Annotated in this window: 22 protein-coding genes; 2 read left to right on the forward strand and 20 right to left on the reverse strand. The window is 47.7% G+C overall.

Annotated elements, in window-relative coordinates; all coding sequences use genetic code 11:
- Window positions 1-55 precede the first annotated feature (55 nt).
- The 17 genes from AB1L17_RS09945 to AB1L17_RS10025 form a co-directional block, all read right to left on the reverse strand.
- Window positions 56-1,162, reverse strand: coding sequence for an acyltransferase family protein (locus tag AB1L17_RS09945; RefSeq protein WP_412844619.1), 1,107 nt, complete (start codon window positions 1,160-1,162; stop codon window positions 56-58).
- A gap of 42 nt (window positions 1,163-1,204) precedes the next feature.
- The gene (locus tag AB1L17_RS09950) at window positions 1,205-3,079 is read right to left on the reverse strand and encodes a polysaccharide biosynthesis protein (RefSeq protein ID WP_412844618.1); all 1,875 of its coding nucleotides are present in this window, start codon (window positions 3,077-3,079) and stop codon (window positions 1,205-1,207) included.
- Complete coding sequence (locus AB1L17_RS09955) at window positions 3,070-4,047, reverse strand: ATP-grasp domain-containing protein (protein ID WP_412844617.1); 978 nt, start codon at window positions 4,045-4,047, stop codon at window positions 3,070-3,072. Before AB1L17_RS09955 ends, AB1L17_RS09950 begins: the two co-directional genes overlap by 10 nt.
- Before the next feature lie 42 nt (window positions 4,048-4,089).
- Entirely contained in the window at window positions 4,090-5,241 is a 1,152-nt protein-coding gene (locus AB1L17_RS09960; RefSeq protein WP_412844616.1) for a DegT/DnrJ/EryC1/StrS family aminotransferase, read from the reverse strand.
- An 18-nt stretch (window positions 5,242-5,259) separates the two neighbouring features.
- Entirely contained in the window at window positions 5,260-5,880 is a 621-nt protein-coding gene (locus AB1L17_RS09965; RefSeq protein ID WP_412844615.1) for a sugar transferase, read from the reverse strand.
- Window positions 5,877-6,776, reverse strand: coding sequence for a UTP--glucose-1-phosphate uridylyltransferase GalU (gene galU / locus AB1L17_RS09970; RefSeq protein WP_412844614.1), 900 nt, complete (start codon window positions 6,774-6,776; stop codon window positions 5,877-5,879). Before galU ends, AB1L17_RS09965 begins: the two co-directional genes overlap by 4 nt.
- On the reverse strand, window positions 6,766-8,043 hold the full coding sequence (locus AB1L17_RS09975) for a glycosyltransferase family 4 protein (protein WP_412844613.1): 1,278 nt from the start codon (window positions 8,041-8,043) through the stop codon (window positions 6,766-6,768). Before AB1L17_RS09975 ends, galU begins: the two co-directional genes overlap by 11 nt.
- Window positions 8,044-8,138: 95 nt before the next feature.
- A complete protein-coding gene (locus tag AB1L17_RS09980) occupies window positions 8,139-9,296 on the reverse strand; it encodes a glycosyltransferase family 4 protein (protein ID WP_412844612.1) in 1,158 nt (385 codons plus the stop codon).
- A 16-nt stretch (window positions 9,297-9,312) separates the two neighbouring features.
- Window positions 9,313-10,419, reverse strand: a complete 1,107-nt coding sequence (locus AB1L17_RS09985; protein ID WP_412844611.1) for a glycosyltransferase — start codon at window positions 10,417-10,419, stop codon at window positions 9,313-9,315.
- Between the two features lie 2 nt (window positions 10,420-10,421).
- Window positions 10,422-11,618 carry an O-antigen ligase family protein gene (locus tag AB1L17_RS09990; protein ID WP_412844610.1) on the reverse strand — a complete coding sequence of 399 codons (1,197 nt, stop codon included), beginning with the start codon at window positions 11,616-11,618 and terminating at the stop codon, window positions 10,422-10,424.
- Between the two features lie 15 nt (window positions 11,619-11,633).
- Window positions 11,634-12,989, reverse strand: a complete 1,356-nt coding sequence (locus tag AB1L17_RS09995) for a phenylacetate--CoA ligase family protein (protein WP_412844609.1) — start codon at window positions 12,987-12,989, stop codon at window positions 11,634-11,636.
- A 10-nt stretch (window positions 12,990-12,999) separates the two neighbouring features.
- Window positions 13,000-14,367: a phenylacetate--CoA ligase family protein gene (locus AB1L17_RS10000; protein ID WP_412844608.1), complete on the reverse strand. Its 1,368-nt coding sequence runs from the start codon at window positions 14,365-14,367 to the stop codon at window positions 13,000-13,002.
- Between the two features lie 32 nt (window positions 14,368-14,399).
- The gene (locus tag AB1L17_RS10005) at window positions 14,400-15,710 is read right to left on the reverse strand and encodes a lipopolysaccharide biosynthesis protein (protein ID WP_412844607.1); all 1,311 of its coding nucleotides are present in this window, start codon (window positions 15,708-15,710) and stop codon (window positions 14,400-14,402) included.
- Entirely contained in the window at window positions 15,707-18,034 is a 2,328-nt protein-coding gene (locus AB1L17_RS10010; RefSeq protein ID WP_412844606.1) for a nucleotide sugar dehydrogenase, read from the reverse strand. Before AB1L17_RS10010 ends, AB1L17_RS10005 begins: the two co-directional genes overlap by 4 nt.
- A 22-nt stretch (window positions 18,035-18,056) precedes the next feature.
- The gene (locus AB1L17_RS10015; RefSeq protein WP_412844605.1) at window positions 18,057-18,797 is read right to left on the reverse strand and encodes a tyrosine-protein phosphatase; all 741 of its coding nucleotides are present in this window, start codon (window positions 18,795-18,797) and stop codon (window positions 18,057-18,059) included.
- Window positions 18,798-18,799: 2 nt separating this feature from the next.
- Window positions 18,800-19,495 carry a CpsD/CapB family tyrosine-protein kinase gene (locus AB1L17_RS10020; RefSeq protein ID WP_412844604.1) on the reverse strand — a complete coding sequence of 232 codons (696 nt, stop codon included), beginning with the start codon at window positions 19,493-19,495 and terminating at the stop codon, window positions 18,800-18,802.
- Window positions 19,473-20,219, reverse strand: a complete 747-nt coding sequence (locus AB1L17_RS10025; protein ID WP_412844603.1) for a YveK family protein — start codon at window positions 20,217-20,219, stop codon at window positions 19,473-19,475. Before AB1L17_RS10025 ends, AB1L17_RS10020 begins: the two co-directional genes overlap by 23 nt.
- 216 nt (window positions 20,220-20,435) lie before the next feature.
- On the opposite strand from AB1L17_RS10025, the gene AB1L17_RS10030 reads away from it, so the two are divergent.
- Window positions 20,436-21,416, forward strand: coding sequence for an LCP family glycopolymer transferase (locus tag AB1L17_RS10030; RefSeq protein WP_412844602.1), 981 nt, complete (start codon window positions 20,436-20,438; stop codon window positions 21,414-21,416).
- 6 nt (window positions 21,417-21,422) lie between these two features.
- Here AB1L17_RS10030 and AB1L17_RS10035 read toward each other — a convergent pair whose 3' ends face one another.
- Together AB1L17_RS10035 and AB1L17_RS10040 are read right to left on the reverse strand one after the other, a co-directional pair.
- Window positions 21,423-21,824, reverse strand: coding sequence for a hypothetical protein (locus AB1L17_RS10035; RefSeq protein ID WP_412844601.1), 402 nt, complete (start codon window positions 21,822-21,824; stop codon window positions 21,423-21,425).
- A 113-nt stretch (window positions 21,825-21,937) separates the two neighbouring features.
- Window positions 21,938-24,784, reverse strand: a complete 2,847-nt coding sequence (locus tag AB1L17_RS10040) for a DNA translocase FtsK (protein WP_412844600.1) — start codon at window positions 24,782-24,784, stop codon at window positions 21,938-21,940.
- Window positions 24,785-24,952: 168 nt separating this feature from the next.
- On the opposite strand from AB1L17_RS10040, the gene AB1L17_RS10045 reads away from it, so the two are divergent.
- A complete protein-coding gene (locus AB1L17_RS10045; protein ID WP_412844599.1) occupies window positions 24,953-26,227 on the forward strand; it encodes a hypothetical protein in 1,275 nt (424 codons plus the stop codon).
- Window positions 26,228-26,292: 65 nt separating this feature from the next.
- Here AB1L17_RS10045 and cysC read toward each other — a convergent pair whose 3' ends face one another.
- The gene (gene cysC, locus AB1L17_RS10050; protein WP_412844598.1) at window positions 26,293-26,898 is read right to left on the reverse strand and encodes an adenylyl-sulfate kinase; all 606 of its coding nucleotides are present in this window, start codon (window positions 26,896-26,898) and stop codon (window positions 26,293-26,295) included.
- Window positions 26,899-26,949 lie beyond the last annotated feature (51 nt).

Here is a 26,949-nt window from a genome sequence, read left to right on the forward strand (position 1 = left end):
GAGAAGTGACGAGACAAGCGTGGAATTTGAAGCACAATCTATGATTCATCCGGGGCTAGGAAATGTTTTTCGCACGAGGTGGTATAGATGCGTGTGCCGACTTTGTTTGCCTGCCTTCTTTACCGATACCGATCCGACCGATGACATACGCCCCAAAAGGCATCCGATTGACCAAATAAACTGTCAGCATGGACAACGGCAGCCCCATTGCAAATAACACGATGACGCCAACCGGATTTTCCAATAGCCAAGGGACACGCTTGAGAAATACGTAGAGAACCAGAAACACGAGCTGGTGCACCAAATAAATTCCAAAAGAGTATTGGCTTATTTTGATGAAAATGGACGGAATGCTTTTCAAACGAGAAGCAACATACAGCAGCCACAGAACTGCTACAGAGGTGAACAAGACCATGTCCACACGCTTAGACGATATGGCTTCGATGACGTTGAAGTAGTTATTGACTGCGAGCAATCCTGCTGATGCGAGGAGTGCACCAGTCAATCCCCAGCGATACTTTCGCAGCATCCCGTACAACTTCTCCAATCGGGTACCACAGTAGTACGCCAGCACGAAATAGAAGATCCATCCTAAAAACGGCAGTCGGTAAAAACGATCCCAGATGTATTCGCCAACAGCTGTAGGCACCGGATCGGTAAAGTTGAAAAAAGCAAGGTAGATCGTATTGATGAGAAAGGCTGCCATCAATACCAAGAATGGTTTGAACCTCGGAAATACGTATTTTTGGAAGAACAGATGGAGCAAGTAGAATTGGAAAATAACCAAGATGAAATATCCGGGCACTTCACCTAAAAGCAAGTAAAAGGCGGCTGTTTCAACAAAGGCGAGCCAATCTCCGCTCATCACGGGTTTAACAGAATCAATGGCTGCCTCCAGCAGTCCAAAGCACAAATAGGGGATCAGAATAAATTGCATACGTTTTAGCAAAAAGCCTTGCGGTGTCGTGCGTGGATAAGCGTAGGCGAGTAACAGCTCGGATATAAACACAAAAGAAGGTGTTCCGTAAGCCAGAAACAATTTCCAGTAGCTGATCACACCACTCTCATCTGTGTACATTCTGGTGATACTGTGCAAGAGTACAATACATAGGCAAGCAATACTGCGTAACAAAAACACTTCATTTAAGACCTTTTTACCCACGACCTCCCCCCTCACAATACGACTTAAGACAACTTCCGTCCGTTACGTCTGAAGAGCCTCTTGCGGTTCTGGCACTGGAGATTGGTAAGTAGGAACCATTTGATGCAGGTAGTTCAGCAATTCATTTTTCGTCGAGGATGAATATTTCTTCTGCACAGTCTGCTCCAATTTGCGGAGGAAAAATGTGAAGTCCTCGTAGGAAAACTCACTTGGATTCCCGATAAAAATTCGATTGTGCTTGGAAGCAGTCGCGCTTTCCTCACTGGTAAAAATTTCTTCGTATAGCTTTTCCCCGGGACGCATGCCAGTATAAACGATCTTGATGTCTACGTTAGGTTCCAAACCTGAGAGTCGGATCAAATCGTTGGCCAGGTCTGAGATGCGAACTGGCTTACCCATATCCAAAATGAATACTTCTCCTCCTGTTGTTAATGCTCCGGCTTGTATCACCAGTTGAACCGCTTCGGAGATCGTCATGAAAAATCGCAGCATTTCGGGGTGAGTGATGGTAACTGGGCCACCTTCGTTGATTTGCTGCTTAAACAAGGGAATGACGCTTCCCCGACTGCCTAAGACATTCCCAAAGCGAACAGCTGCAAATTTGGTCGTACTTATCTCTCCCAAGCTCTGAACCATCATCTCGGCAATACGCTTCGTAACCCCCATGACACTCGTGGGATTGACTGCTTTATCCGTCGAGATGCATACAAATCGTTCTGCCCCGTATTTATGGGCGCACTCCGCTAAATTTTTGGTTCCAAAAATATTGTTTTTAATCGCTTCTTCTATGTTGTTTTCCATAAGAGGGACGTGTTTGTGAGCGGCTGCGTGGAAGACGATCGCAGGAGAATACTTTTGAAAGATCGCGTCAATTCTCACGCGGTCCTGTATATCTGCAATGATCGAGCAATAGTGTACGTGCGGGTATTTTCGCCGCAATTCGTTTTCGATGGAATAAATACTGTTCTCGCCATGCCCCAATAGAAGGAGCATCCCTGGTTCGAACGCTGAGATTTGGCGGCACAGCTCCGACCCGATTGACCCGCCCGCACCTGTAACGAGAACGGTTTTACCTCTCAGGTACAGCGAGATTTCCTCCAAATTCACATCGACAGAATCTCTCCCTAGCAAGTCTTCCAAATTCACATCACGAATCGAATTCACGGTTACTTTCCCATTAATGACGTCTCTCACAAGAGGCAGGATCTTAATATTGACCCGTGTCTCCTTGCAAATGGAAATGATTTTGGCAACCTCTTCTTTTGCTATGGAAGGCATTGCAATGATAATCGTATCGATCTCTTCCTGCTGTACGATTGTCTGTATGTCATTTCGGGTTCCCACGATCGTAATACCCAGTACTGCCATACGCTGCTTTTTCGGATCATCGTCAATAAAGGCAACGGGATACAAGTCGGTATCCTTGCATTGCAGCAATTCTTCCACCACAAGCTTACCTGCCGAGCCTGCCCCCACTACCAGTGCCTTTTTATGATGGGGCTGCATTTTTACCGTATTTCGCCCAAACACAGCGAGAATCAATCGGGAACCACTGATCCCAACAGTTGCCGTCATCCACGTGAGAATCAATACAGAAGTAGGTATCAAGGCAGGAACATTCAATATTCGCAGTACATAGCTGACCCCCAAGGAAGTGAGGAGTGCAAGGGTAGTCCCTTTGAAAACGAGCATCAGCTCCCGAATGCCTGCATGTCTCCATGAGCAGAGGTACACTTTTTGCAAATAGAAGTAAAAATAGGTGAAGCCCCCCAGCAAAAGAAGAGAAAGAGGCAAGCTCTCCCAAAAAGTTTCGTGCACATGACCGTCGAAGCGAATCAAGTGACTCATGAGAACTGCGATCAACAAGAGCAGTGCGTCCAATCCGACATACTTGTACAGTCTGCTTCTTACGACCATCTCGAATCAATCCCCACCATCATGACGTCATCGTACTTTATCATCATGCTTCCTTCCCGATACAAACCGAGGCGAGGGCGATTCGCTTTTCCGCCCAGATTATGCTGGAGATAGGACATGAAATTTTCCCCGCACTCATAGGCATGAGGGAATCCTCCTCCAAAACGGGGGTTGATTTCAGAGATGACATACGCATCTCCCATTTGAAAGCAATCTATATCAATGGGACCCGACAGAGGCAAGACCGAGAGAAGATCCATAGCTAACGAGGACAGCTTTGTCTCTTTGACAGCCAATGACTTATCCGTTTCTCCTGCTCTCATGCGTAGTTTTTGTCGGGTAAAAACAGAGACAGGCCGCCCTGTGACCAGATCAACATAAGCATCCACACCGTACTCTTTGCCCGTGAGAAAAGGCTGCACGACGACCTCCTCGCCCTGGAAAAAGGCTAGGTGAAGCTCTTCCCTATTCTCTACTTTTCTGATCCCCAGACTTGCACTTCCCTTTCTTGGTTTGACCATCAGGGGAAAAGCCAGCTGTCCAGATTCAAGAGCGTCTATGATGAATTCCCATTCCGTATAGGTCGGAATACAAGGGATGTGCTTACTCGTGAGAAAATCATACGTCGCTTTTTTATCCATGCACAGCTTCACCGTCTCAGCAGGAGAAACGATCACCTGGACATGATTTTTCTGAAACAAATCATTATACTCTGCCAATAGTGAGAGCTCTGTATCGATAAGCGAAAGGACAGCTTGCACATCAAAACGGCTACATAGCGCAAGCAAGGTAGGAATGTATTGCGGATCATCGATTCGAGGAACTTGTTCGTAAGCATCTGCTGCATACAGTGCCGGGGCTGTCAGATCACAATCCACTGCTATGACCCTGCCTACGCCTTCCCATTCCCGCTTAAAATAATCGACGACTTTTACCCGTCTCCCCACACTCGTCAGCAAAAGGTTCATACCACGCTTCCTCCATTCTTTCCGCCATCAACGTAAATCCGTTCATTTCCACAGACGTTTTTTGATACTGTCGATTACTCGATCTATATCTTCATCGGTCATACTCGAACCGGAGGGCAGACAGATTCCTTGCGAGAATAGCTGGTCAGAGACGCTCACACTCCGTTCATGCGAATAGTAAGGCTGTCCGGCATACAGGGGCTGAAGATGCATCGGCTTCCACGTCCGACGCGCCTCGATATTTTCCTCTTCCAGCGACTCGACCATCTCTCGTGCAGAGACTCCACATACATCCTCATCCATCGTCATGACAGTCAGCCATCGTGTAGATCGTCCCTCTGGAATCTCTGGCATAAACGCAATACCCGCGTATTCTTTCAATGCCTGTTGATAGTGAGCAAAAATTTGTCTGCGTCTTGCTACTCGCTCATCCAGTATTTGTAGCTGTCCCCTGCCTATTGCGGCCAAAAGGTTACTCAACCGGTAGTTATAACCGATTTCGCTATGCTGATAATGCCGGGCTTGATCACGAGCCTGCGTCGCTAGAAAGCGTGCTTTTTCCAGTCCTTCGAGGTTGTCTGAGACGAGCATCCCCCCGCCTGATGTCGTAATGATCTTGTTGCCGTTAAAGGAAAATACCCCGTACTCACCAAATGAACCGCTTGCTTTCCCTTGATAAGTGGCTCCCAGTGATTCTGCTGCGTCCTCTATCACGGGCACTTCGTATTGGGTGCACAACCGCAGGATAGCTTCCATATCAGAACTTTGGCCGTATAAGTTGACGACGATCACTGCTTTTGGCAGCTTGTTTTGAATCGCTGCATCCTGCAACGCTCGCTGTAATGCTTGTGCAGACATGTTCCACGATCCCGGATCTGAATCGATGAACACCGGAGCTGCTCCTGTGTAAAGAATCGGGTTTGCACTGGCAACGAAAGTAAAGGTGGAACAAAATACAGTCTCGTTCGGTTTCACTCCCAGCAAGCACAGTGCGAGATGAATAGCCGCTGTTCCAGAAGAGACAGCGACAGCCCCTCTGGAACCGACATACTGCGCTACTTCCCGTTCAAATTCATCAACATGTTCTCCTAAAGGCGCGATCCAATTGGACTCGAATGCCTCTCTCAGGTAAACCTGCTCCCACTCCCCCATATGAGGCGGGGAGAGATAGATCCGCTTTTTTGTTGGGCTCATTGGCTATCCCTTCTCCACTTAGACCATGGTCATTTTATCTGTAGATGAAGCTTGTGATCCCATAAAATCTTCCATGAACACATTTTCTTGTTGGTTTGCTGCCCCGTGATGAAATACTTTTCGTACCGTCATCAGTATGATCTTCATATCTAGCCAAAAAGACCGATTGTCTACATACCAAACGTCAAGCTCAAACTTCTCTTCCCACGTAATCGCATTTCGTCCGTTTACTTGCGCCCATCCAGTTATGCCGGGCTTGACATCATGGCGCCTTGCTTGTTCGTTATTGTAACGAGGCAAGTACTCCATACGGAGCGGGCGCGGACCGACCAAGCTGAGCTCACCGCGTAGCACATTTACGAGTTGAGGGAGTTCGTCCAAGCTATACTTTCGCAGGAAGCTCCCAAATCTCGTCACTCTCGCTTCATTTGGTAGCAGGTGTCCATGTTCGTCCTTCTGGTCCGTCATCGTCCGAAATTTGAGGATATGAAATGGTTTTCCCTCTAACCCTGGCCGTTCTTGGGTAAAAAAGACGGGAGCTCCCAGCTTCAGACGAATCAAAATCATCAGGACAATGAAAACAGGAGAGAGTACGATCAGCAAAGCGAGCGAGAAAATCCAGTCAAAGATAAATTTCATCTGCTCACCTGTTCCACCGTTTCATACTTGGCAAGACGATCTGCTAAAATTTCGATCATGTCTTCGCGTAAATCATTTCGTTTTAGCGCAAAGTCAATGGTCGCTTCGATGAACCCGAGCTTGCTTCCGACGTCATAACGCTTGCCAAGGAATTCGTGTGCCATAACTGCCTGCGTCTTTGAAAGGGTGCGTAATGCATCAGTTAGCTGGATTTCCCCTCCTGCTCCAGCGTGCTGATGCTCCAATACGTCGAATATTTCAGGCCTCAAAATATATCTACCCATGATGGCCAGCTGAGACGGCGCTTGATGGATAGGGGGTTTTTCTATCAGATCCCGAACGTGGTATACACGGTTCGATCCTACCAGCAGGTCTGCTAGAATGATCCCGTATCTCTCAACCTCTTCTTTTCGAACTTTCTGAACACCAATGACCGTCGAATGAAACCGCTCATACAGCTCCATTAATTCCTTCAAGCACGGCTTTTCCGAGACGACGATGTCATCACCCAACAACACGGCAAACGGCTCATCACCGATAAACTTGCGTGCACACCAGACTGCGTGTCCCAAGCCTAACGCTTCTTTTTGCCGTATATAATGAATGTCTACCAGATTGGTGATTCGCTCTATTTCCTCTAACTCCGCGTGCTTTTGCTTGGCAGATAGCGTCGCTTCCAGCTCGTAAGATTTGTCAAAATGGTCCTCGATCGCACGCTTCCCCCGGCCAGTGACGATGATGATATCTTGAATGCCGGCAGCGATGGCCTCTTCGATGATGTATTGAATCGTGGGCTTATCCACGATCGGGAGCATTTCTTTTGGCTGAGCCTTTGTCGCGGGTAAAAAGCGCGTCCCCAGACCAGCTGCCGGAATAATCGCTTTTTTAACCTTCATTACTCGATACCCTCCTCTTGGACTCTACGAATTGGGATGAGTGCGCTGCTTGGACAAGTACGGCTTCCATCTGAGCTGCCAGCTTGATTCGTTCGTATTTATCCTCCGCCAATTTCCGGGCACGCTCTCCCATTTCTACCAGATCATGCGATTGGTTTTTGAGCTCAACCAGTAAGTTAGCCAATTGCTCTGGATGATCAGGATCAACGTAGAAACCAATGTTATGTTTTTCGACGATATCTTTTGTCCATCCGGCAGAGTTTACAATGACCGGTTTGGCAGCAGCGAGTGAATCAAAAAACTTGTTCGGGGAGTTGGTGGCTAGAATCGGAATGTTTTTAAAAGAGGTCATCGTAATGTCAGAGAGGGCGAGCAAGATTGGCACTTCTTTACGAGGAACAGAGCCCGTGATGATAACGTTTTTCAAGTTATTTTCCATGCAGAACTTTTCCAGCTGCGGTCTGGTCTTACCCTCACCAGCAAGTACGAGCAAGATATCGTGTTCCGCTCGGTCATGCAGGATTTTGGCAGCATCCGTCATATACTCAAGTCCATTCGCCACCCCCATCGCTCCGCCGTGAATCACGATCAGCTTGTCAGTAGCTAGCCCGTATTTCCTTCGGCAAGCTTCCAAGTCTTCGGGATCCATGTTATCTGCACAGAACATATCGAGATCAGAGCAATTGGGGATCAATGTAACATTGGGCCTTCCCACACCTTCCTCCATACCTGGTGAGAGAGCAACGATGTGAGCTGCTTCCTTATACGTCTTCCGTTCCAGAGATCGCAGCATGGAAATCAAAAAGGGTGAGCGAATCGCGCCCAACTGAATGGGAGCTTCCGGCCATAAGTCACGAACTTCAAAAACAAACGGCGTTCTGCGCAGCTTCTTGATGAAAAGTGCCGGGATCGCAACTGTCAGAGGCGTCGACGTAGCGAGTACGACATCATGTCTTTTCACAAAAAGCCCAATGAGGATCGAGAGGAAGACAAAGCTGAAAAAAGCGAATGCCCTGCGAAAAAAGCCCATGTAGTTGGAGTACCTATTTCTCACCGCAATCACTTGAATGCCGTCGATGGCAAAGCGGTGATAAAAGCCCTTGATTTGATCTCGATGGACTTTAGGAAGAGAGGAGTCCCCAGTCAGAAGAGTAACCTCATGCCCTTGTTTAACCAAATACTTTGCGAATTCATAGGACCTCGTCCCCGTTGCACCATCTCGCGTGGTAAAGTACTGGTGAATGTACAGGATCTTGATCTTTGACACCTCCTGCCTAGCAGAAAACTCGGCTACGCCAAGCATCCTGATGTGGCCTTCATTATTGGTGATAGGACTATGGAAATGGACTAGGAATCACGTTACTAATGATCTATTCTTTTTGTCCCAAGATTAGAACTCCATGCAGGCTGATTTGCTTTGCTGATAAACGGCTGCAGACGTGGCAATAAAATATCTCCGATCACTCGTTCTTCTGTGTATTGAAATGCTGTTTGACGAGAATTGGCACGCATTCGCTCGTACTGCACACGATCCTTGCGAATCATCCCGATGCTCTCCACAATTTGTTCCGGCGTATTTATCTCTACGAGAAATCCATTTTCCTGGTGGTGCACCAGCTCAGGAATCATACGCCATCTGCTGGCGATTACGGGAATCGACGAGAAGAAGGCCTCCATGATTACTGCTGGATACCCTTCCCCTGGATGAAACGAGGGCAGAATGAGGACTTCGTAGGAGGACATCACCTCTTGGACCTGCTGCGCCTGAAGTACTCCTCCATATTGGGCATTGGGCAAATGTTCGACCTCGCGAAAGAAGGCTTCTCCATCCCGATCAAAAACAGTCCCGTAAAAGGTACACGTCATCTCCGGGTCCCGCCGCAGCGCCTCGAGAATATCAAAAACCCCTTTCCCCTTGCGAATCTGACCAACAAACACCGCTTTTACTTGTTCGGTGTATGTTTTATGCGTCAGGTCTACAGGATGGGCTGGCATGAAGTTAGGAAAATGAACCACTTTTTCAGCCGTCATCTCGAATTCTTGCTCAAAAAACAGGCACATCCCCTTCGTCTGCGGCAAAATCGTATCAGCCTTATTGAAAATCCGCTTGATGATGCCTTGATACCAGCGCGGCAAATGGCGATATTCCGATTCAAACGCTGCTCCAAACAGCTTCAGAATCACCTGCTTGCCGGCCCATTTGTACAACAAGATTAATAGCAGCCCGAGCGTATAGGAAAAGCGGGTATTGGCCCAGATCAGCATACCATCGACGTTCTTTCTTTTCCCCCACGCTTGAAAGAACAAGGTGACCGCTCGCCCAAGATCCTTTCCATCCAGCTTCCGCCCGAATTTGCTTTCCTTTTCTTTGCGAGAGGTATCCAAAATCTCCAGTTCGACCTGTGCTTCTTTTAGCACCCGACTATTCACCAACCGGGAAAATGAGATCGTATCTCCCCCAATTGGTGGAGGTAGTGGCCCTATCGCTACGTATCTGTAGCAACCTGAATGATTGCCCACCCCCATCCTCCTCCTTTTATGACAGTGTCATAAACACTTTTTCGTACTCTTCTGTAATCACTTTCGCTTCAAACATCCGTGCGCGTTCTTCCCCAGACATAAATCGATGCTCCCCGTTCAGTACTGCAATGATCCCATCTGCCAGTCTTTCTACATCTCCATCTGGAATGAGTAACCCGTACTTATTTTTTGCAAGAATCTCTTGCGGACCACTCGGACACTCCATCGCTACAACTGGTCTGCCACACGCAAGAGCTTCCAGCAAAATATTCGGGAAACCCTCCCATCTGGATGACAAAATGAACAAATCAGCATGCTTCATGTACGGATAGGGATTCGTTTGAAATCCTCTAAATGTTACCCGCTCCCCGACTCCCAGCGAGATAGCCAAATTCGCTAAGTCTTCACGCAACGGGCCCTCACCCATAATTTGCAATTGAACATCTTCACATGCCTTCACCACTTTTTGAAAGGCATGTAGCAAAAGGTCAAATCCCTTCTGATAGGTGAGTCTACCCGCCGCTATGATTTGCCTGCTCGTTTCCTTTTGGAACGGATTGTGCGTATTCGCATCTTGAATCACCTTATCCACGTCCAGTGGATTGTAGATTCTGACGACCTTATGGGGTGATAGCTGCGGAAGAAAGGAAAGCAGATCGTTGCGCATGCCATCTGACTGGGTGATGATGGCATCGGCTTGTGGGTACTGCCATTGATACAAACGGGTAAAAATTTTCTTTTTGAGAGGGGAATGAAATTGCATTGCTTTGGTAGGTGTATTTGCCTCGCGGACGATTAATTTGGGGTTGCTTTTCAAAAATGGTTTCACTGACAACAGCGCCATATTCATATAGTTCAGCGTAGACATGACCACATCTGGCTTCAGTCGATTGATCTCGCTCACCATCTTGGGAAGCGCATATCTCACGCGGCTGACCTGTAAATCAATCACGGGAATATCGGGAGGAAGTGCTGTCACATAAGGCCCCTTCAACTCCGTAACCATCAGGATCGGTTCGATATGTTGCCGATTGAAATGTCGAAGCAGGGTGACAACGACACGCTCCGCTCCTCCCCCAGACAGATTGGGAACAACGAATAGCACGCGGATTTTCCGGGGCATCGTCATTCTCCCTCCTTCATAGGACCAGCCTCTTGTTTTTGTTGTTTCACCTGCCAAATCAAGTAAAAGGAGAAAGCCATGAGTAGCCAGCTGCTTTTTTCGTAGTAGCTGACCAGAGCGAAATCCCACACCAGTGTCGTAATGGAAATGAGTAGCACCAAATGGTATTGCCGATGGGGAGAAAACAAGTTTGCCAAGCCAATCCAGAGAAACATACCGAGTATCAAATAATACAAGGTCGCACCGATCAAGCCGAAGTCAGCAAGCATTTCCGCATAATTGTTGTGTGAATACGTACCGTGTGAGCCAAGCACTCTCACTTGATCGATCCCATTCCCAAACAGCGGGCTTCTCTCCCACAAATCAAGCGCTTCATGAAACATTTCCATACGAGAGTTCCCACTGTTGTTCTCGCCAGAGAGAAGCAAGACAAATCGCTTGGTCACCGTCAAATGTTCGAAATTTTCCACCAACACATTACCAACATAAAGCGGAATGGCGATAACCATGAGCGCAATCACATAGAGCATGGATTGATGCAAATACGATTTCGTCGACCATTTGAACAGCCGTGACGTGACGAAGCATAGAAAAATAGCCCAGAACAACAGCATCTTGATGCTTCCTGAAACAATCGTGGCAAAGACGATAAAGCCGATCCCTGTTAAGGTGAACAATAGCTTTCGCTTGGTCGCTGTAAACAAGACAAGCGCGGTAACCGTTAAATTGATGGCAAGGCCGTTCGGATTACCCAGAATGCCACTGAGTCTCGTATTCGTTTCTAACGTTGCCAGCTCTGGTACGGTTGTGAGGACAAGTGTCAGGCCACTGAAAAAGCATGCATAGACGACAGCATTCCATGATGCTCCTGATAGAAGAGCGATCAAAAGGAAAAGGCCACCGCCAGCTGCTGAAAGGAGAATGAAAGCAGAGAGGAGAGCCCCAGCAGGATCAGCAGCCCACCATACAGAAGTGACAGCATAGAGCAGGAATAGGAGCGGGAGCAAAATCCATTTTGGAATCAAAATGTCGCCTGAATGGATGTATTGAAGCAAGAGACAGATGCCCATTGTCATAGCCAGTAACAGACTCGTCCTCGAAATGACGGGCACAGCAGTCAGCACGAGCGAACTGAAAATATATAAAAACACGAGCAGATTGAGAGTACGTGAGCTTCTGCGTTCACAGCTCGTATTCATCAGAATCTTCCTCTCTCACCTATTCACATGTGATAGCAAATAACGATATTTTCCGGATGGACTTGGCGGGATGTCCTCACAGTATTCGAAGCGCACATGACACTCCATGATTTTTTGAATGTCATGGGTGATGCTATCGATTTTCGGTTCGAGAGACTTAACGGCATCTACATGATTTTGCATGGGAACGATCAATACCCTGATCAGGTCCTTTTGCTCTTGAATCACCTGAAACTTTCGAATGAACGGATGACGAAAGAGAAGCTGGGCGATCCCTCTTCCATCAATCCATTTCCCTCTTTTGTCGATAAATACGTCGGTTACTCGTCCCGTCACCTCTCGCAGGAGTGGCAGCCCACGCCCGCAATCGCAGGGATTTTCACTCCACACCCCCATATCTCCAATTCGATATCGAATAAATGGCATGGCGTAGTTAACCAGCAAGGTAGCGACTATTTCACCAACCTCCCCAGGCTTTGCAGGAGTTCCATCCGGCTTGAGTACTTCAATGTAATGGGTTAATGCAGATACATGCAAACCGTGATGGCGCTCACATTCACAAGCAATATCACCTAGCTCTCTTGATCCATAACGGTTAAACACCTTCGTCTGGAAAACACGCTCAATCGTATCTCTCATTTCCAGAGAAAGTGTTCCTGCTGAGGTCATAATGGCTTTTGGTATATGCACCTTCAGCTTTTCTTGTTCGCAAAACCTGGCTAACTCATAAATGCTCTCCACGTAGGCGAGAATTTGGACGGGTTGAAAAAAATTGATTTGATCCACGTACTGCCGCATTCGCTCCGGAGTCATTTTCATCGAATTTAGCCATCGTTCATTGCGCAACCAGCGTCCCAATAAAACGCGCTTCGTCTCTTTCCCAACCATTAAATCTCGTTCTGAGCCCCATAGTCGCACCTGTCTGTCAACGAGACCTCTACTCGACCATTCGTCATCCAGTGCCTTGATGGCCTGATTCCATGCGAAATACTCCTTATCCTGAATAAATGTGACCGGCACGCCAGTTGAACCGCCAGAGGACTTTTCGTACCATTTTCTTTGATGAAGATCATCTGATTTCAATTCCTCAAAATGTGTCTGCAAACGCTCCCTGGGTAGCAAAGGCAGCTGGTGGAATCGATCCATGTGTATCGTCCCATCCTCTTCGGCCACTCCACTCTCCAGCATCATGTTCCGATAATAGGGGATATGCTGATAGGCATGTGACAGCAAGGCGAGTATTCTTTGCTGTTGCAGCTTCTGTATCTCCCGCTCATCCAGCCACTGCCATTTTCGCAGGAGGTCCAAGTATTGCAGAGTCTTGCCTTGTATGGATATTCTCTTTTCCCAAACGAATCGTTTCCACCCCATAATTGCTCCTTTATGATCGTTTGACGTTACAGATCGTAAAACGAAACTTGCCAGAAGCAGTAGTCGGTATCTCCTCTACGAAATGAATATGAACGTCGACCGAGTCTCCCATGAGGAACTTCGTTTTATCGATGATTGTTGTTACCTGCTCCTGATAGGTGGCATGCGGATTCATACCGGGTTGATGCGGGATTATCGAAATGTGGATCTGATCCACTTCATTTTGAACCACCTGATATTTTTTAACGAACGGATTGGTCGCAAGCAAAATGACGAACAGACGGCCATCTACCAAATCACCATTTTGTTTCACAAAGCTGTCGTTTACTCTTCCTGAGATTTCTTTTAATAGGGGCCACGTTCTGCCACAGGTGCACATTCGATCGGACCACTGTGCCATATCCCCAATTCGGTAACGAATCATCGGCATCGCATAGTTGTTCAGAGTAGTGATTACCAGCTCCCCCCGCTCACCTGGCTGAACGGGAAGGCCAGTCGGTGAGATGATTTCCACATAATGCGTTAAGGCTGAGACATGCAGACCGCCGTGATGATCACACTCACTCGCGATCGCTCCAATTTCCCGCGAGCCGTAGCGGTTAAATACCGGGGACTGGAAAACCTCCTCTATCGTTTGGCGCATATGCGGATGCAACACACTCGCTGTTGTCATGATCGATTTCGGTGAATAGACAGGTAAGCTGCTTCTCTGGGCAAATCTCGCCAATTCATAAATACTTTCCACGTAGCCGAGTATTTGTGAAGGACGAAACTGTTGCAATTCTTCTAAATAGGTCCGCATACTTTTCTCCGACATCAAGCGGGTATTAAACCATCGTTCGTTTCGTATCCAGCGCCCCATACGTGTCTTCCATGTTTCCCGCCCGACCATCAAGTCGCGTTCAGATGCCCACAGCACGACTTGCTTGTCTACCAGCTCACGCCCACACCATTGATAAAACAGGATTTTCACAGCCTGATTCCAGTCAAAATAATTTCTTTCCTGAAGCAGCCTGACTGGTTCACCCGTCGATCCTCCTGACCAATTCTCATACCAGTTTCGGATGGCGATGTCATCTGACTTTAACGCTTCGTAATTTGTTTGTAATGCTTCTCGTCCCAGTAAAGGGATCTGCGAGAAATTGTTCAGCTGCACAGTCCCATTGGCGGAAACCACATCTACTTCACGAAGAATGGAGCGATAATAGGGCACATGTTTAAAGGCATGCAGCAAAAGTCCACGCAGCTTCTCCTGTTGCAATTGCAAGATCTTATCGGACGATAGCCATTGCCATTGCTGGAGACGGTCTAAATAGTACAACGTATTGCCATTCAGAGAAAACTGCTTTTTCCAAGCGATTTCCTTAAAGTTGATCATGTCCCTCTCCCCTTGCTGTACGCTGCGTAAGGTTACATCGATTGCGCATCTTTTTGTAATTGGCGCCTGACAAATGTCAAAACGGATAAAACCAACGCGAGATTAAAACACGCCCCAATGATGCTGTACAACGCAATGCTACTCACGGCATCCAAATAGGCAACCCCAACGTACAATGCACTGGTGCGTGTGAGGAATAACAGCACTTCGTAACCCAGAAGGAATCGTTGCATGGCGTATACCTGTGCAGTCGCTACAGCTGGTGAATTAAGAAAGCCGAAGAACAACCACACGACGATCCATCTGGCATACACCCCTGCCTCCCTCCACTCCTCGCCCAATACCAAGGCAAAGATAGCTGGTCCCAGAACGATAATGGTTGCGGCAGGAAACAAACCCATCACAGCTAGAATGAGCGTCGTTTTCCGCAGATGAACGTACAGATTCACACCTTGATGATAAGCTTGCGAGATTCTTTGAAAATAAACTTGAGAGAGAGACTTTCCCATGAGGCTAAGCGGCATTTCGATCAGTCTGACAGCTAGTGCATACCAGCCTACAACCGCAGCCCCGTATGCTTTCATGAGAAGGATGGCAGGAATATTTTGCGAGATCGCGTTCAGCAAATTTTGCGGTGTGTTATAGAGAGGAAAACGGACGTAGCTTTTGGCTAATTGCTTGATACGAGCCCAATTGCAAGAAGTCTTGAAAAGGTTTTTGTCTTCCTTCCATACTTGGGCACCCATATACGTTGAGATCAACACTTGACCCAAGATTTGTCCGCCAATTAAGCCAGAGGCACCAGCATTCAGCACGCCTCCCGTAATTTGTGTCGCTGTTACGCCTGTTGAGCGAAGTACTTGCGAGGTGGATATTCGCATAAACGCCTGTCGTCTCGTGCACCAGTACGATAAGGTTTGGTAGACGCCCATGGCGAGTACGCTCAGCGGAATCCACCACAGCCATTGAGTCATATCGGTTGTGGAAAGCGGTAGAAGCTCAGTGACACTGATTCCCCACAGGATCAGAAATACTGCACCTGACATCCCCAACACGATGAGCAGGGACAAAATAAACAGGCTGCCTGCCTCTTCATTCGTTTTCGGCAAAACAATCGCCAGCTCATAACGCAATGTCATGATTCCCGCCAATACACTTACGATCGAGGTATACAAAGCGAAGAGACCAAAAGACGAAGGCTCATACAAACGACTCAATAGAGGAGCAGCCACAACGGTGAGGATTTGGGCAATCCCTGTTCCCGCCATGATGATTGCCACCTGCTTCAGGAAACGGTTGCCGGTAAATCTGGATGCAAATGACAGCCTCGACTCTCTGCTCATTTTTGTTCCCTGTACCAGCCCACATACTTTTTCAAACCAGCTTCCAACGGTGTTACTGGATTGTAGCCAAGCAATCCTCTACTCTTCGCCAGATCAGCCTGTGTCGTCGGCACATCCCCTGTTTGCATAGGCAGCCATTCGATCTCTGCTTTTCTTTCCAGTACACCCTCTAGCATACGAACCAGTTCCAACAAGCTCGTCGGACGATCATTGCCCAGATTAAACACCTCAAATCGATCAGACTGATACTCCATCGCTTTCCTGATACCAGATACGATATCGTCTATATAGGTATAATCTCTGCTTGTCGTCCCATCACCAAACAGTTGGATCGGCTCTTGATTCATCATTTTTCGCGTAAAAGTTTGAATTGCCAAGTCTGGCCGCTGTCTTGGCCCATACACCGTAAAGAAGCGCAGCGCAATCGTTGGTAGTCCGTAGCAATTTTGATAGCTTTGGCAAAGCGCTTCCCCTGTAATCTTCGTCGCAGCGTATGGGGACGCCGGACTTATGAGGGGGTCTGTTTCTGCAAACGGGACTTTGTCATTTTTGCCGTATACAGAGCTGGATGAGCCAAAAATGAACTTCTTGACACCATAAGCGACACTCAAATCCAGCAAAGTGGTTGTACCCACTACATTTGTTTGTACGTAGGCAGACGGATTTTCAACAGATGGCCGCACACCCGCTTTAGCAGCGAGGTGAATGACCATATCAGGTTTATGCTCCGCAAAGATACGCTGCATCGCTTGTGAATCGCCTATATCCGTCTTGTAAAATTGGTAGCGGCTGTAGCTCTTATGCTCGCGAATATGGCTCTCTTTGATCCCCGAATCATAGTAAGGATCTAAATTATCCACCACCACCACGGAGTAATCGTCTTCCAGCAAATTCGTAACCAATTGACTACCAATAAAACCTGCTCCGCCCGTTACCAACACCTTGGTGGGAGTCGGCCCACTCTTCTTTCCTATCCCTGTGTATTGAAAACCAAGCTCCTGCAACGTATCCCCGTCCAAAAAATTGCGTCCGTCAATCAACAGCCTGTTTTTCATTTTTTCTGCCAAGCGTTCATAGGGCAAATCACGAAACTCTTCCCAATCCGTTACCAGAATGACAGCGTCAGCTTCATAAAACAGCTCATTAGCCGTCTGCGTATATTCGATCAACAGTTCTGGAAACTGCTTTTTGCAATTGTCCATCGCCACCGGATCAAACGCTTTGACATGTGCGCCTTTGGCCAGCAAGCCGCGAATGATATCGATCGCTGGTGCATCCCGCAGGTCATCTGTATTTGGCTTGAAGGACAGCCCCAATATTCCTACGGTACTTCCTTCGATTCGCTTTACGCAGGATGTCAGCTTTTGCAAGACCACATCACGTTGCTGCTGATTCACCCGGATCGTAGCCTGTACCAGCTGCATATCACACTCGTATTTTTTCCCCATCTGGATAACAGCTTGTGTATCTTTTCCGAAGCAGCTGCCACCCCATCCAATTCCAGCACGTAAAAAGGCCGGACCAATCCGTTTGTCCAATCCGATTCCTCTTGCCACCTCGGCGATGTCTGCCCCTGTCTTTTCCGCAAGGGCCGCGAATTCATTAATAAAGGAAATCTTCATTGCCAAAAAGCTGTTTGATGCATACTTGATCATTTCGGCACTTGGTACATTTGTTAGCACGAGAGCTGGTTGAGGGGGAAGCTCGGGGCAAGGAAGATTTGCAGGAGGCAGGAAGTCTTGCTGCAGGATGGGGCGAAACAGCTCCTCCACCAGGGGGCGTTCCTCTGCCGAATCAAGGCCCACTACAATACGGTCCGGGTAAAAGGTATCGTACAAAGCCTCTCCTTCGCGCAGAAATTCAGGAATGGAGACAATCGGAATTCTTCCTCTTATTCCATTTCGTTCACGCTCCTCTTCCATCCATTGTTTTACCCGATTGGAAGTACCGACGGGAACCGTTGATTTCATGATGATCATCGGGCAATGCTCTTCAGGCAGGTTTTGGGCAATGCGTCTGACTGCTGTCTCCACATAAGAGAGGTCCGCATCTCCATTCGGCAAGGAAGGGGTACCTACTGCGATCATGATTGCATCCTCGGACTGGGGAGACAGCCGAGACCAATCGGAAGTAAAATGGATTCTGTCTCCTGCTGCAGACAACAATTCCTGTAACCCTTTTTCATAGAAGGGCACTCTGCCTGAACGCAAGCCTTCGATTTTGTTCGAATCAATATCGAATATTTTCACGTGATGTCCCAAATACGCGAGAGCGCATCCCGTCGTCAACCCTACATATCCACAACCGAAAATCAAAACATTCATCGCGCTACCTCCATTTTCACTTTTAGAAAAAAGAGAACTTCCTCGTATCACATGCTTGGCCTTCCAATATGGCTTGCGCGTTTGCGCGATACACGTCCACTTCCGATGCAAGCATCAGCTTACCGAGCTCCTCGTAAGCCTGCGATAGCTCGATTTTTCGCGTGTTGCAGTTATGTCCGTCCGATGCAAGTAGATGAACCAATCGTTGCCCTACTAACGCGCGTGCATTTTTTTGCGCAGTGTTTCCGAGCCATCCAAGCAAACTTCCTGCTGTTATCTGACAAACAACTCCCCACTCGATCCATTGAGCGAGCATGCCCGTATGATTCATCAACACAGCGTTCCGTTCCGGATGAGCAATCACTGGTGTGATTCCTTGTAAAAGCAACTGTTGAACCACCTCTTCGGTAAACAGCGGCAAATGCAGGGAAGGCAGTTCAAGAAGCACATGCTTCATATGATTGCCCAGACTGAGAAGGTGAGCATCTCGTAAATGGTCGATCAGTTCCCAATGAATGTGAACTTCCATTCCTGGATGGATTCGCAACGGAATTCCTTCTAGCTCCAGGATCGTTTGGAAGCTTTCCACGGCTTCCAAGACACGCTCTGCCTCCTGGACATAAAAATCATCATGTGTATGCGGAGTTGCAATGATGTCCGTGATACCATCCGCCCATGCGATTCGCGCCATTTCTACCGCCTGCCCCAATGTTTGTGGTCCGTCGTCTATACCCGGCAGGATATGGCAATGAATATCAATCATGGCTACTCGTCCACTCCTTTACCAACCGCTGCGTACTCATAATAGGCCGAGGTGGACTTGCTCATTTTCATGTCGTTCAGCACGGCACCTATGATTCGGGCGCCTACATGATCAAGGAGCATCTTAGCCTTTTTGGCATTCTCTACTTTCACTTTCCCGCTGCGCAGCACCAATAGGACTCCATCCACCAAGGAAGAGAGTACTTGACTATCGGCGACAGGCAAGAGAGGAGGAGAATCAATTAAAATGAGTTCATAACGAAACTTTACATCGTACATAAACTTGCGCATCCGCTCAGAGCTAAGCAATTCCGTTGGTGCCTCCGGAATCGGTCCGGCTGTGATCACATCCATTCGATTGACATTAATCGGCTGGATCACTTCGTTTAACTCTGCCTGTCCATTTAACAGACTCGACAATCCCAGCTCATTTTGTAATCGGAACACATGGTGTAGAGTCGGTTTTCTCATGTCACCGTCTATCAGCAGCACATTAACACCCGCTTGGGCAAAAGCAATCGCCAAATTTGAAATCGTGGTCGTCTTCCCTTCACCTGGCTGGGCACTGGTGATAATCATCGTCCTTAGATCGGGGGTAGAAAACCGGATATTCGTTCGGAGCGTCCGATACGCTTCTGCAATGGGCGATTTCGGATTGCTGTAGCAGACTAGCTTGCTAAACGGTTTCTTGTTCTTCAATTGGCCTCCCCCTTTCTAATTTCTCAAGCTTGTCGTTACTCTTTTGCTTTCTGTGGTCAATGACAGAGATAACCCCTAACACCGGAACGGCCAAAAGGCTCTTTACCTGCTCTTCCGTCCGTATGGTTTTGTCAAATATCTCTATAAAGAACATCAACCCTACACTGGTCAAGAACGACACAACGAAGGTGATGCCCATGTTGATGACCGGATTCGGCCTGATGGGCGTCATGTTTTCTCCTACGATTGCTTGATCAAGGATCTTCACGTTGTCTACCTTCATAATCGAGCTCAAGTTAGTTTGAAAGGCGCGCGCGAAGCTATTGGCGATTTCCACCGCTCTCGCTGGGTCTTGATCCACGACGTTAATCGAAGTGACGAGTGACTCGCTCGTATCTTGGACACGAACTTTTTTCAACAGCTGATCAGTCGTCATCGTAAGCTGCAAGTCCGAAATAACTTCTTGTGCGATTTTGCGACTTTTAATAATGACAGCATAGGTCTTAATCAGTTCCTGGTTTGCTCTAACATCGTTGTACAGTGTCTCCAGACTGTCACCACTATGACCTTGGACCACGATAGTGGATGTGGCCTGATACTCCGGAACCAAGACATAGTAACTGACATAATAACTGGCTGATACCGCCAACAGCACGATGAGTATGATCAACCAAATACGTTTCCTGATCACTCGTACCAAGCTGTAAATATCCAAATTTTCCATATCGTCTGCCCCCCTCCCCCTTATCCGTGGTATTGTGTGAACGCGACAGCTTCACCAGGAAATCACTTAAAATACTATATGGGTACCTCTCATCCTTTATGACTAGTCCATGAGGTCCTCTATGATCCTCTCGTACAACCAATAGGTATTCATCCTGCGGCTTCCTCATACTTCTAGTTACAAGCAGATGATTATGACCATTAGGAGCGTAGGACGATGAAACGATGGGGAAAATGGGTGCTAATCATTTTACTGGCAGTAGGTCTATGTCTGGGGATTTATGCCTGGTATCTCTACTATTCCGTGAAAACAGTGATAGAAAAAACGTATGAACCCATCCGAATCAATCATTTGGAAAAATCGGAAAGACGTGAGGAAAAAGTATCGATTCAAAAAAAAGATCCGATCTCGATCCTTATGCTGGGGATCGACGAGGAGAAGATAAGCAATGGCCGCTCTGACACGATTATTGTCGTAACGATCAATCCTGATAAAAAATCCGTCCTATTATTCAACATCCCGCGAGATACCAGGACAGAAATCATAGGGAAAGGGACCACGGATAAAATCAACCATGCCTATGCGTTTGGCGGGGTAGAGATGGCCGTCCATACAGTAGAGGAGTTTTTGCAGATTCCGATTGATTATTACATCAAGGTCAACATGAAGGAATTTGTGAAGGTCATTGATCAGCTGGGGGGTGTTACCGTGGAAAATAAGACTCCCTTTTCTTATGAGGACCACTCCTTCAAAAAAGGAACCCTCCACTTGAATGGTGATGCAGCACTCGCCTATACGAGAATGCGATATGATGATCCACGTGGAGACATGGGCCGCAATAAACGTCAGCGAGAAGTCATTCGCTCCCTCATCCGAAAAGTGGAAAGCCCTGAGATGCTACCACAAATGGAGACGCTTTTTGAAAAAGTCGCTTCCAGCGTGAAAACAAATCTGACTTTTGATGACGTGAAGGAAATTACGTTTGATTACAGAGCAGCAGTTACCAAGTTTCAGGATCTGGAATTGAAAGGAACAGGTAAAAAATTGAACGGAATTTATTACTACGTGGTTTCGCAAGAGGAGAGACAGCGAGTATCGCAGAAGCTTAACGAGGAATTATCGAAATCGCCAACAGGCTCGACAGAGGAAATAAAAACCCCTTCTTCTCTCGCAAGAAAAAGGGGCATTCCGTACTAGACCATGCTATGCAATTCGCTCCAAATCTGGATTGTACCGTTTTACATAGGCATAAATTTCTTCTCCGAGCAATTGCGTTCTCACAAGCTCATCTGCTTGATCAGCCAAATGCTGGGTGAGTTGATTGGTTCCATTTTCGATTCGTCTTTTCGCAGCCTCAGGAAGTGTCAGCACATGCGGCACGAGCAGCTGCAGGTACCAAACGCCTTTATCCTCCTCGGACACATCGATCTCCAGCTCCATGTCCGGGCTGTCGAAATCGTACAGCTGGTTAAAGAGCGACTCCCTGTTTGCCAGAGTCATTGCGGCAATGTCGATTTTTTCCACGCTCAAATAATACTCTTCATTGAACAAGACAATTTTGTCGTCAATTTCCTGATACTTTTTCGCCAGCGGATTCATCGTCATCGGTCCTTTCCCTCTCACATCTATCTTATAGCATACTACCTAACTGAATATTTAGGCAACTCATCTAATTGAAAAGGGCCTTGCATCGATGGCAAGACCCTCGTTTACTTTTATTACAGAAGTGTAGATCCTTCCACTACAGCTTGTGCGTCCTCTTTGGAAATAAGGACAGCTCGCGCCTTGCCGCCGCTTTGGCCAGCGACGTACCCGTCTGCCTCCATCATTTCGATGAGACGCGCAGCACGGTTATATCCGACACGGAAACGGCGTTGCAATCCGGATGCAGAGGCTTGTCCCTGATCGGCCACGAACACAAGCGCTTCCAGATACAACGGGTCATCGCCACTGTCAAACGATGCAACCTGCTGCTCCAAATCTTCCTTGCTGAAAATATACGCAGGCTTTCTTTGCTTTTTAATAACATGTGTGATGCGCTCGATCTCGTCATCCGAGACGAAGTTGCCCTGCAGACGGACCGGAGTCGTCCCACTTTCAAGGAACAGCATGTCCCCTCTTCCCAACAGTCTTTCTGCTCCAGACTGATCAAGAATCGTGCGGGAGTCAACTTGGGAGAACACGGCAAAAGCAAGACGAGTCGGTACGTTTGCTTTGATGTTTCCGGTAATGACATCCACAGATGGACGCTGTGTCGCCAGGAGCAAATGAATGCCACAAGCGCGCGCCTTCTGAGCGATCCTGATAATGCAGTCCTCCACATCCTGCGGAGAGACCATCATCAGGTCAGCCAACTCATCAATGACGATCACGATATAAGGCAGCTGATCATCTGTCGTCTGATTGTAGCGATCAATATCGCGAACACCCGCATCTACGAACAGCGCATAGCGCTTCTCCATTTCTTCTACAGCCCATTTGAGAGAGGCCGTTGCCTGCTTAGCCTCTGTCACGACTGGCGTGACGAGATGCGGCAAATGGTTGTAAGGAGCGAGCTCGACCATTTTCGGATCGATCAAGAGCAATCTGACTTGCTCGGGAGTCGCTTTGTAAAGCAGACTGACGATGATGGAGTTGATACAGACACTTTTTCCTGAGCCTGTCGAGCCGGCAATCAGTCCGTGCGGCATCTTTTTAATATCTGCAATGATCGGCTCTCCGCCAATATCCATACCGAGTGCGACTGCCAGCGGGGACGAATGCTGCTGGAATTTTTCCGAGCCAATGATCTTCTCGATTAACACAGGCTGACTGGACATATTCGGGACTTCGATACCGATGGCATTACGTCCAGGAATCGGCGCTTCAATACGAATATCTTTGGCAGCCAAATTGAGCTTGATATCGTCGATCAATCCCGTAATCTTGTTCACTTTTACACCAGGGGCCGGTTGCAGCTCAAACCGCGTCACCGATGGGCCTTTGACGATCCCTACCACCTGGGCGCTAACATTGAAATTCGCGAGCGTTTCTTCCAATAACAGCTTTTGAATTTGGGTGTGCTCATCGTCGTCATCGCTGACTGGCGGACTTGGATTCAACAGCCCCAATTCCGGTAAGCAGTACGGCGGCTCCGCAGACTCTGCTCCGCGGTCAGCTTCATTGGACAAGTCTTTTGCTGGAAGCGGCGCAGGCTGCACGGTAATGGAAGCCTGTGACATATTGACGGAGTGTGCTGCGGATGTAGCCGTGACTGGCGCTACGACTGGCACTGATTCCCTAACCGATTCTACAGCTGGCTCAACGATTGGTTGCGCAATGGATTCTGGCTCTGTTGGCTCTTCGGATACCGAACACTCTTCTGCTGAACTGACTTCCTGTGGTGAATCTAATTCTGCTCGCTCTAGCAATCGGCTGATTGCAGATGCATAGGCTGGCTCTTCGATGTCATCCACATTTGGCTCCTTATCGTCTGCATGACTCTCATACTCAGCAGAGACTTCCTCTTGAGCGAGCTGCTCTTCCTTCACCTCAGACTCTTCTGTAGGTTCAGCGTCCTCAACAGACTCCTCTTTCTCGGTATGTACGATCGCCACTGGTGCCGCAGTATCGCTCTCTTCTGTTGGGAACTCTTCTTCTTCATTCACTGTAGCTACGACCTCTTCAGCTTCTGGCTCAATAGCTGGTGAATCGATAGCTGGCGAATCATTTGCTTCCATTTGTACTGTAGCAGCAACTTCTTGCTCAGCATCACGCGTTTCTTCCAGAACGAGGTCTGGAGCCGTTTCTTCCCCTACGTTGTTATGTACAGCTTCATTCGCAACAACAACGTGCTGCGGTTTAATATGTTCAGGAGAAGCCGACTCTTCCTCTGGAAAATATCGATCGCTAATCTCTTGCTCCCACTGTTTCATCTGCTGCAAATGCTCTTCCTGCTCTAAACGCGGATAAACGATTCCCGCAGTCGTATGGATCCGATGCTCTACCTCTCTCGTCGCAGGAGTAATCTTCCCGTATACAGGAGAGACGATTTCAGAAGGCTGGTAGGATCGCTTCTCTTCTGGCGAAAAAGCAGGTCTCGGTACTTTTTCTGCTTCTCTTTGCGGTGTGCGGTTTTGTCGCAGCGGGATTTCGTTGGTGTTCTTGACCAGCTCAGGCTTCTTTTTCTCGAAAACTGGCTCTGTCTTTGTTTCCTGAACACGATCATTTGCTGGCCGCACTGGTTCACGCTTGGGCTCAAAGCGCTCACGCGGTGCCTGCTGGCGACTGCGTTCATTCGATTCCGGAGGATTCATGCTATTTTTACGCTTCTTCTCTAAATAGTCATCGGGTACAACGGGAAAACGAAACTGACGCTCTCTTCCTTGACGCACATTGTCTTCTATATCTCGATTGTTTACCCGCTCTTTTGGGTAAATACTTTTTGTTTTCGCCTGAGGTTGAGGCTGACGGGGAGCGGGGTTATCTGTAGAATTACCAGTACCTACCAGACGACCTTCCTCCTCTATTTCTTCCTCTCTTTCTCCCTGAAAAAAGTTCATCAGCTTTTGAAGCCACGACCACATGTTGCAACGCCCTTTCTTCACTTACCATCTTTTCCCCTTCATCTTACCACGAAAAAAGGGCCAGAATTAGATGGGTTGTGATTTTTTTCCGTTTTTGCGAAACCTTTTCTCTATTTGTGCGTAGAAGAAAGGGGAATAAAAATAAGATACATAGGGGAGGAACACATCATGTGGAAAAAAGGAAGTGCGCTTCTAGTAGCAGGTACGGTACTGCTGACTGGTTGTGCTGGCGAGGCATCCCTAGTGCGTGATTCTATCGTAGCGTCAATTGAAAAGCCAAACTATGATTTTGAAGGCTCCTTGAAGCTGACAGGCGACGTTGAGAAATTGCCTGAAGCATTCGGAGAAACGGTTGACAAAGAAGAACAGGCGTTGTTGTCCGCTTTGAAGGCAGGCGTAACGGTAAAAGGCTCCCAGCTGGATTTGGACACTGTGAAGTTTGAAGTAGAAGTAAAAGACGACAAGCCGTTGCGTGACAACAAGCTCTGGACAGGCGACAAAAAAGCATCCGTGGAAACGATCGTTGACGAAGATAAACTGTATGTGAAGTCTCCACTGGACAGCAAATACTTGGTAATCGATTCGAGCGCATCCAATCCTTTCATGGCTGGGGCTGGCGGCTCCGATGCTGCTAACGCTGCGAAGCTGAAAGAATACCAAGACAAAATGAATGACCTTACTTTCAACTTTATTAAAAAGTATGTAAGTAAATACGGCTACACACTGGCAGACGCGAAAAACCATGGCAAGCAATCCGTTACATTGCCGAACGGTGAAAAAGTAGAAGCGACTCGCGTAACTGTCAAAATCGACGCAAAAGAACTGGTGAAAATGTTCTACTTCACAGCTAACGATGCAGTAGCTAGCAAAGAAGTAAAAGATTTTGCGATCGATATGATGGTACTGACTTCTTCCATGACAGAAGATCTGTATCCAGAAGCTGGCAAGAAAACCACAGAAGCTGAGAAGCGCGCAAATGCAGAAGCAATGATCAACGAAGGTATCGCAGAAGCGAAAAAATGGCTGGATGAAACAGGGAAAGTATACACACCTGAAAAAATCGTAGAAGAAATGAAAAAAGAAGGCTTCCACAGCCTCGCGTGGAACCTCGACTTCTACATCGACAGCAACAAAATGCCTGTGAAACAAACAAGCGATCTGAGCGTAACTTTCCAAGCTCCTGAAATGAAGCAAGCTGTGACAATCGGTCTGGCTGCTGATCAATATGCGTACAACTTTGGTAAAGCAACCAAATTCGATGCGCCAGCGAAAGATGCTGGTCTGACTGCAGAACAATTGTTGAAGGATGAAAAAGCAATCAACAGCTTCAGCGACAAAGGCTTTATTCGCCCATTCGCAGAGAGCTTAGTTGAGCAACAAAAATGGATGGAAGAAATGGCAGAGGAACTGGAAGCTGAAGAAGCAGCAACCACTAAGAAGTAATATTTTCTCCCACGAAAAAAGCACGGCGCAACTCGCGTCGTGCTTTTTCACTTCCTACATAGAGCCTAGAGAACCTTCTGCTCTTCTAGGTATGTAAGGACAGTGCGGACAGCATCCTCGATCGTCTGCTTATCACTCTCAATGACGATTTCCGCTTGCTCAGGCTCTTCGTAAGGTGCGGATATCCCCGTAAACTGACCAATCTCCCCGCTTCTCGCTTTGTGGTACAGTCCCTTCACATCCCGCCGCTCACATTCTTCCAGCGGACATTTTACATATACCTCGATGAATTCTCCTGCCTCCACCAGATTGCGTGCGAGCTCCCTGTCTTCCCGATACGGAGAGATAAATGCCGTCAAGGTAATCACACCAGCGTCTATGAACAGCTTCGCGACCTCGCCGATCCGACGGATGTTTTCCCTTCTATCCTCTGCACCGAACCCTAATCCGCGATTGAGACCGTGACGAATATTGTCTCCGTCCAGTACGTAACTGGCTAGCCCTCGTTGATGGAGCTCATGCTCGACTGCATTCGCCAACGTCGATTTACCTGCACCAGACAGCCCCGTAAACCATAAAACACAGCTTTTATGACCCGCGCGCTTCTGACGGTCTTGTTTGGTTACCGTTGTTGGATGCCATACGATATTCGCGGTGCCCTCTCTACTCATTTGTCTCTCCCCTCTCTTCGTGCGCGTTTGAAAAGCCGACTTTATGAAATG

Source organism: Brevibacillus jepli (genome assembly GCF_047229145.1).
Classification (GTDB): domain Bacteria; phylum Bacillota; class Bacilli; order Brevibacillales; family Brevibacillaceae; genus Brevibacillus.

What these genes read in the sequence shown, in the direction of transcription:
- AB1L17_RS09950 (WP_412844618.1), bottom strand. Translation starts at nt 3,079, where the DNA reads ATGGTCGTAAGAAGCAGACTGTACAAGTATGTCGGATTGGACGCACTG.
- AB1L17_RS09955 (WP_412844617.1), bottom strand. Translation starts at nt 4,047, where the DNA reads ATGAACCTTTTGCTGACGAGTGTGGGGAGACGGGTAAAAGTCGTCGAT.
- AB1L17_RS09960 (WP_412844616.1), bottom strand. Translation starts at nt 5,241, where the DNA reads ATGAGCCCAACAAAAAAGCGGATCTATCTCTCCCCGCCTCATATGGGG.
- AB1L17_RS09965 (WP_412844615.1), bottom strand. Translation starts at nt 5,880, where the DNA reads ATGAAATTTATCTTTGACTGGATTTTCTCGCTCGCTTTGCTGATCGTA.
- galU (WP_412844614.1), bottom strand. Translation starts at nt 6,776, where the DNA reads ATGAAGGTTAAAAAAGCGATTATTCCGGCAGCTGGTCTGGGGACGCGC.
- AB1L17_RS09985 (WP_412844611.1), bottom strand. Translation starts at nt 10,419, where the DNA reads ATGCCCCGGAAAATCCGCGTGCTATTCGTTGTTCCCAATCTGTCTGGG.
- AB1L17_RS09990 (WP_412844610.1), bottom strand. Translation starts at nt 11,618, where the DNA reads ATGAATACGAGCTGTGAACGCAGAAGCTCACGTACTCTCAATCTGCTC.
- AB1L17_RS09995 (WP_412844609.1), bottom strand. Translation starts at nt 12,989, where the DNA reads ATGGGGTGGAAACGATTCGTTTGGGAAAAGAGAATATCCATACAAGGC.
- AB1L17_RS10000 (WP_412844608.1), bottom strand. Translation starts at nt 14,367, where the DNA reads ATGATCAACTTTAAGGAAATCGCTTGGAAAAAGCAGTTTTCTCTGAAT.
- AB1L17_RS10005 (WP_412844607.1), bottom strand. Translation starts at nt 15,710, where the DNA reads ATGAGCAGAGAGTCGAGGCTGTCATTTGCATCCAGATTTACCGGCAAC.
- AB1L17_RS10010 (WP_412844606.1), bottom strand. Translation starts at nt 18,034, where the DNA reads ATGAATGTTTTGATTTTCGGTTGTGGATATGTAGGGTTGACGACGGGA.
- AB1L17_RS10015 (WP_412844605.1), bottom strand. Translation starts at nt 18,797, where the DNA reads ATGATTGATATTCATTGCCATATCCTGCCGGGTATAGACGACGGACCA.
- AB1L17_RS10025 (WP_412844603.1), bottom strand. Translation starts at nt 20,219, where the DNA reads ATGGAAAATTTGGATATTTACAGCTTGGTACGAGTGATCAGGAAACGT.
- AB1L17_RS10030 (WP_412844602.1), top strand. Translation starts at nt 20,436, where the DNA reads ATGAAACGATGGGGAAAATGGGTGCTAATCATTTTACTGGCAGTAGGT.
- AB1L17_RS10035 (WP_412844601.1), bottom strand. Translation starts at nt 21,824, where the DNA reads ATGACGATGAATCCGCTGGCGAAAAAGTATCAGGAAATTGACGACAAA.
- AB1L17_RS10040 (WP_412844600.1), bottom strand. Translation starts at nt 24,784, where the DNA reads ATGTGGTCGTGGCTTCAAAAGCTGATGAACTTTTTTCAGGGAGAAAGA.
- AB1L17_RS10045 (WP_412844599.1), top strand. Translation starts at nt 24,953, where the DNA reads ATGTGGAAAAAAGGAAGTGCGCTTCTAGTAGCAGGTACGGTACTGCTG.
- cysC (WP_412844598.1), bottom strand. Translation starts at nt 26,898, where the DNA reads ATGAGTAGAGAGGGCACCGCGAATATCGTATGGCATCCAACAACGGTA.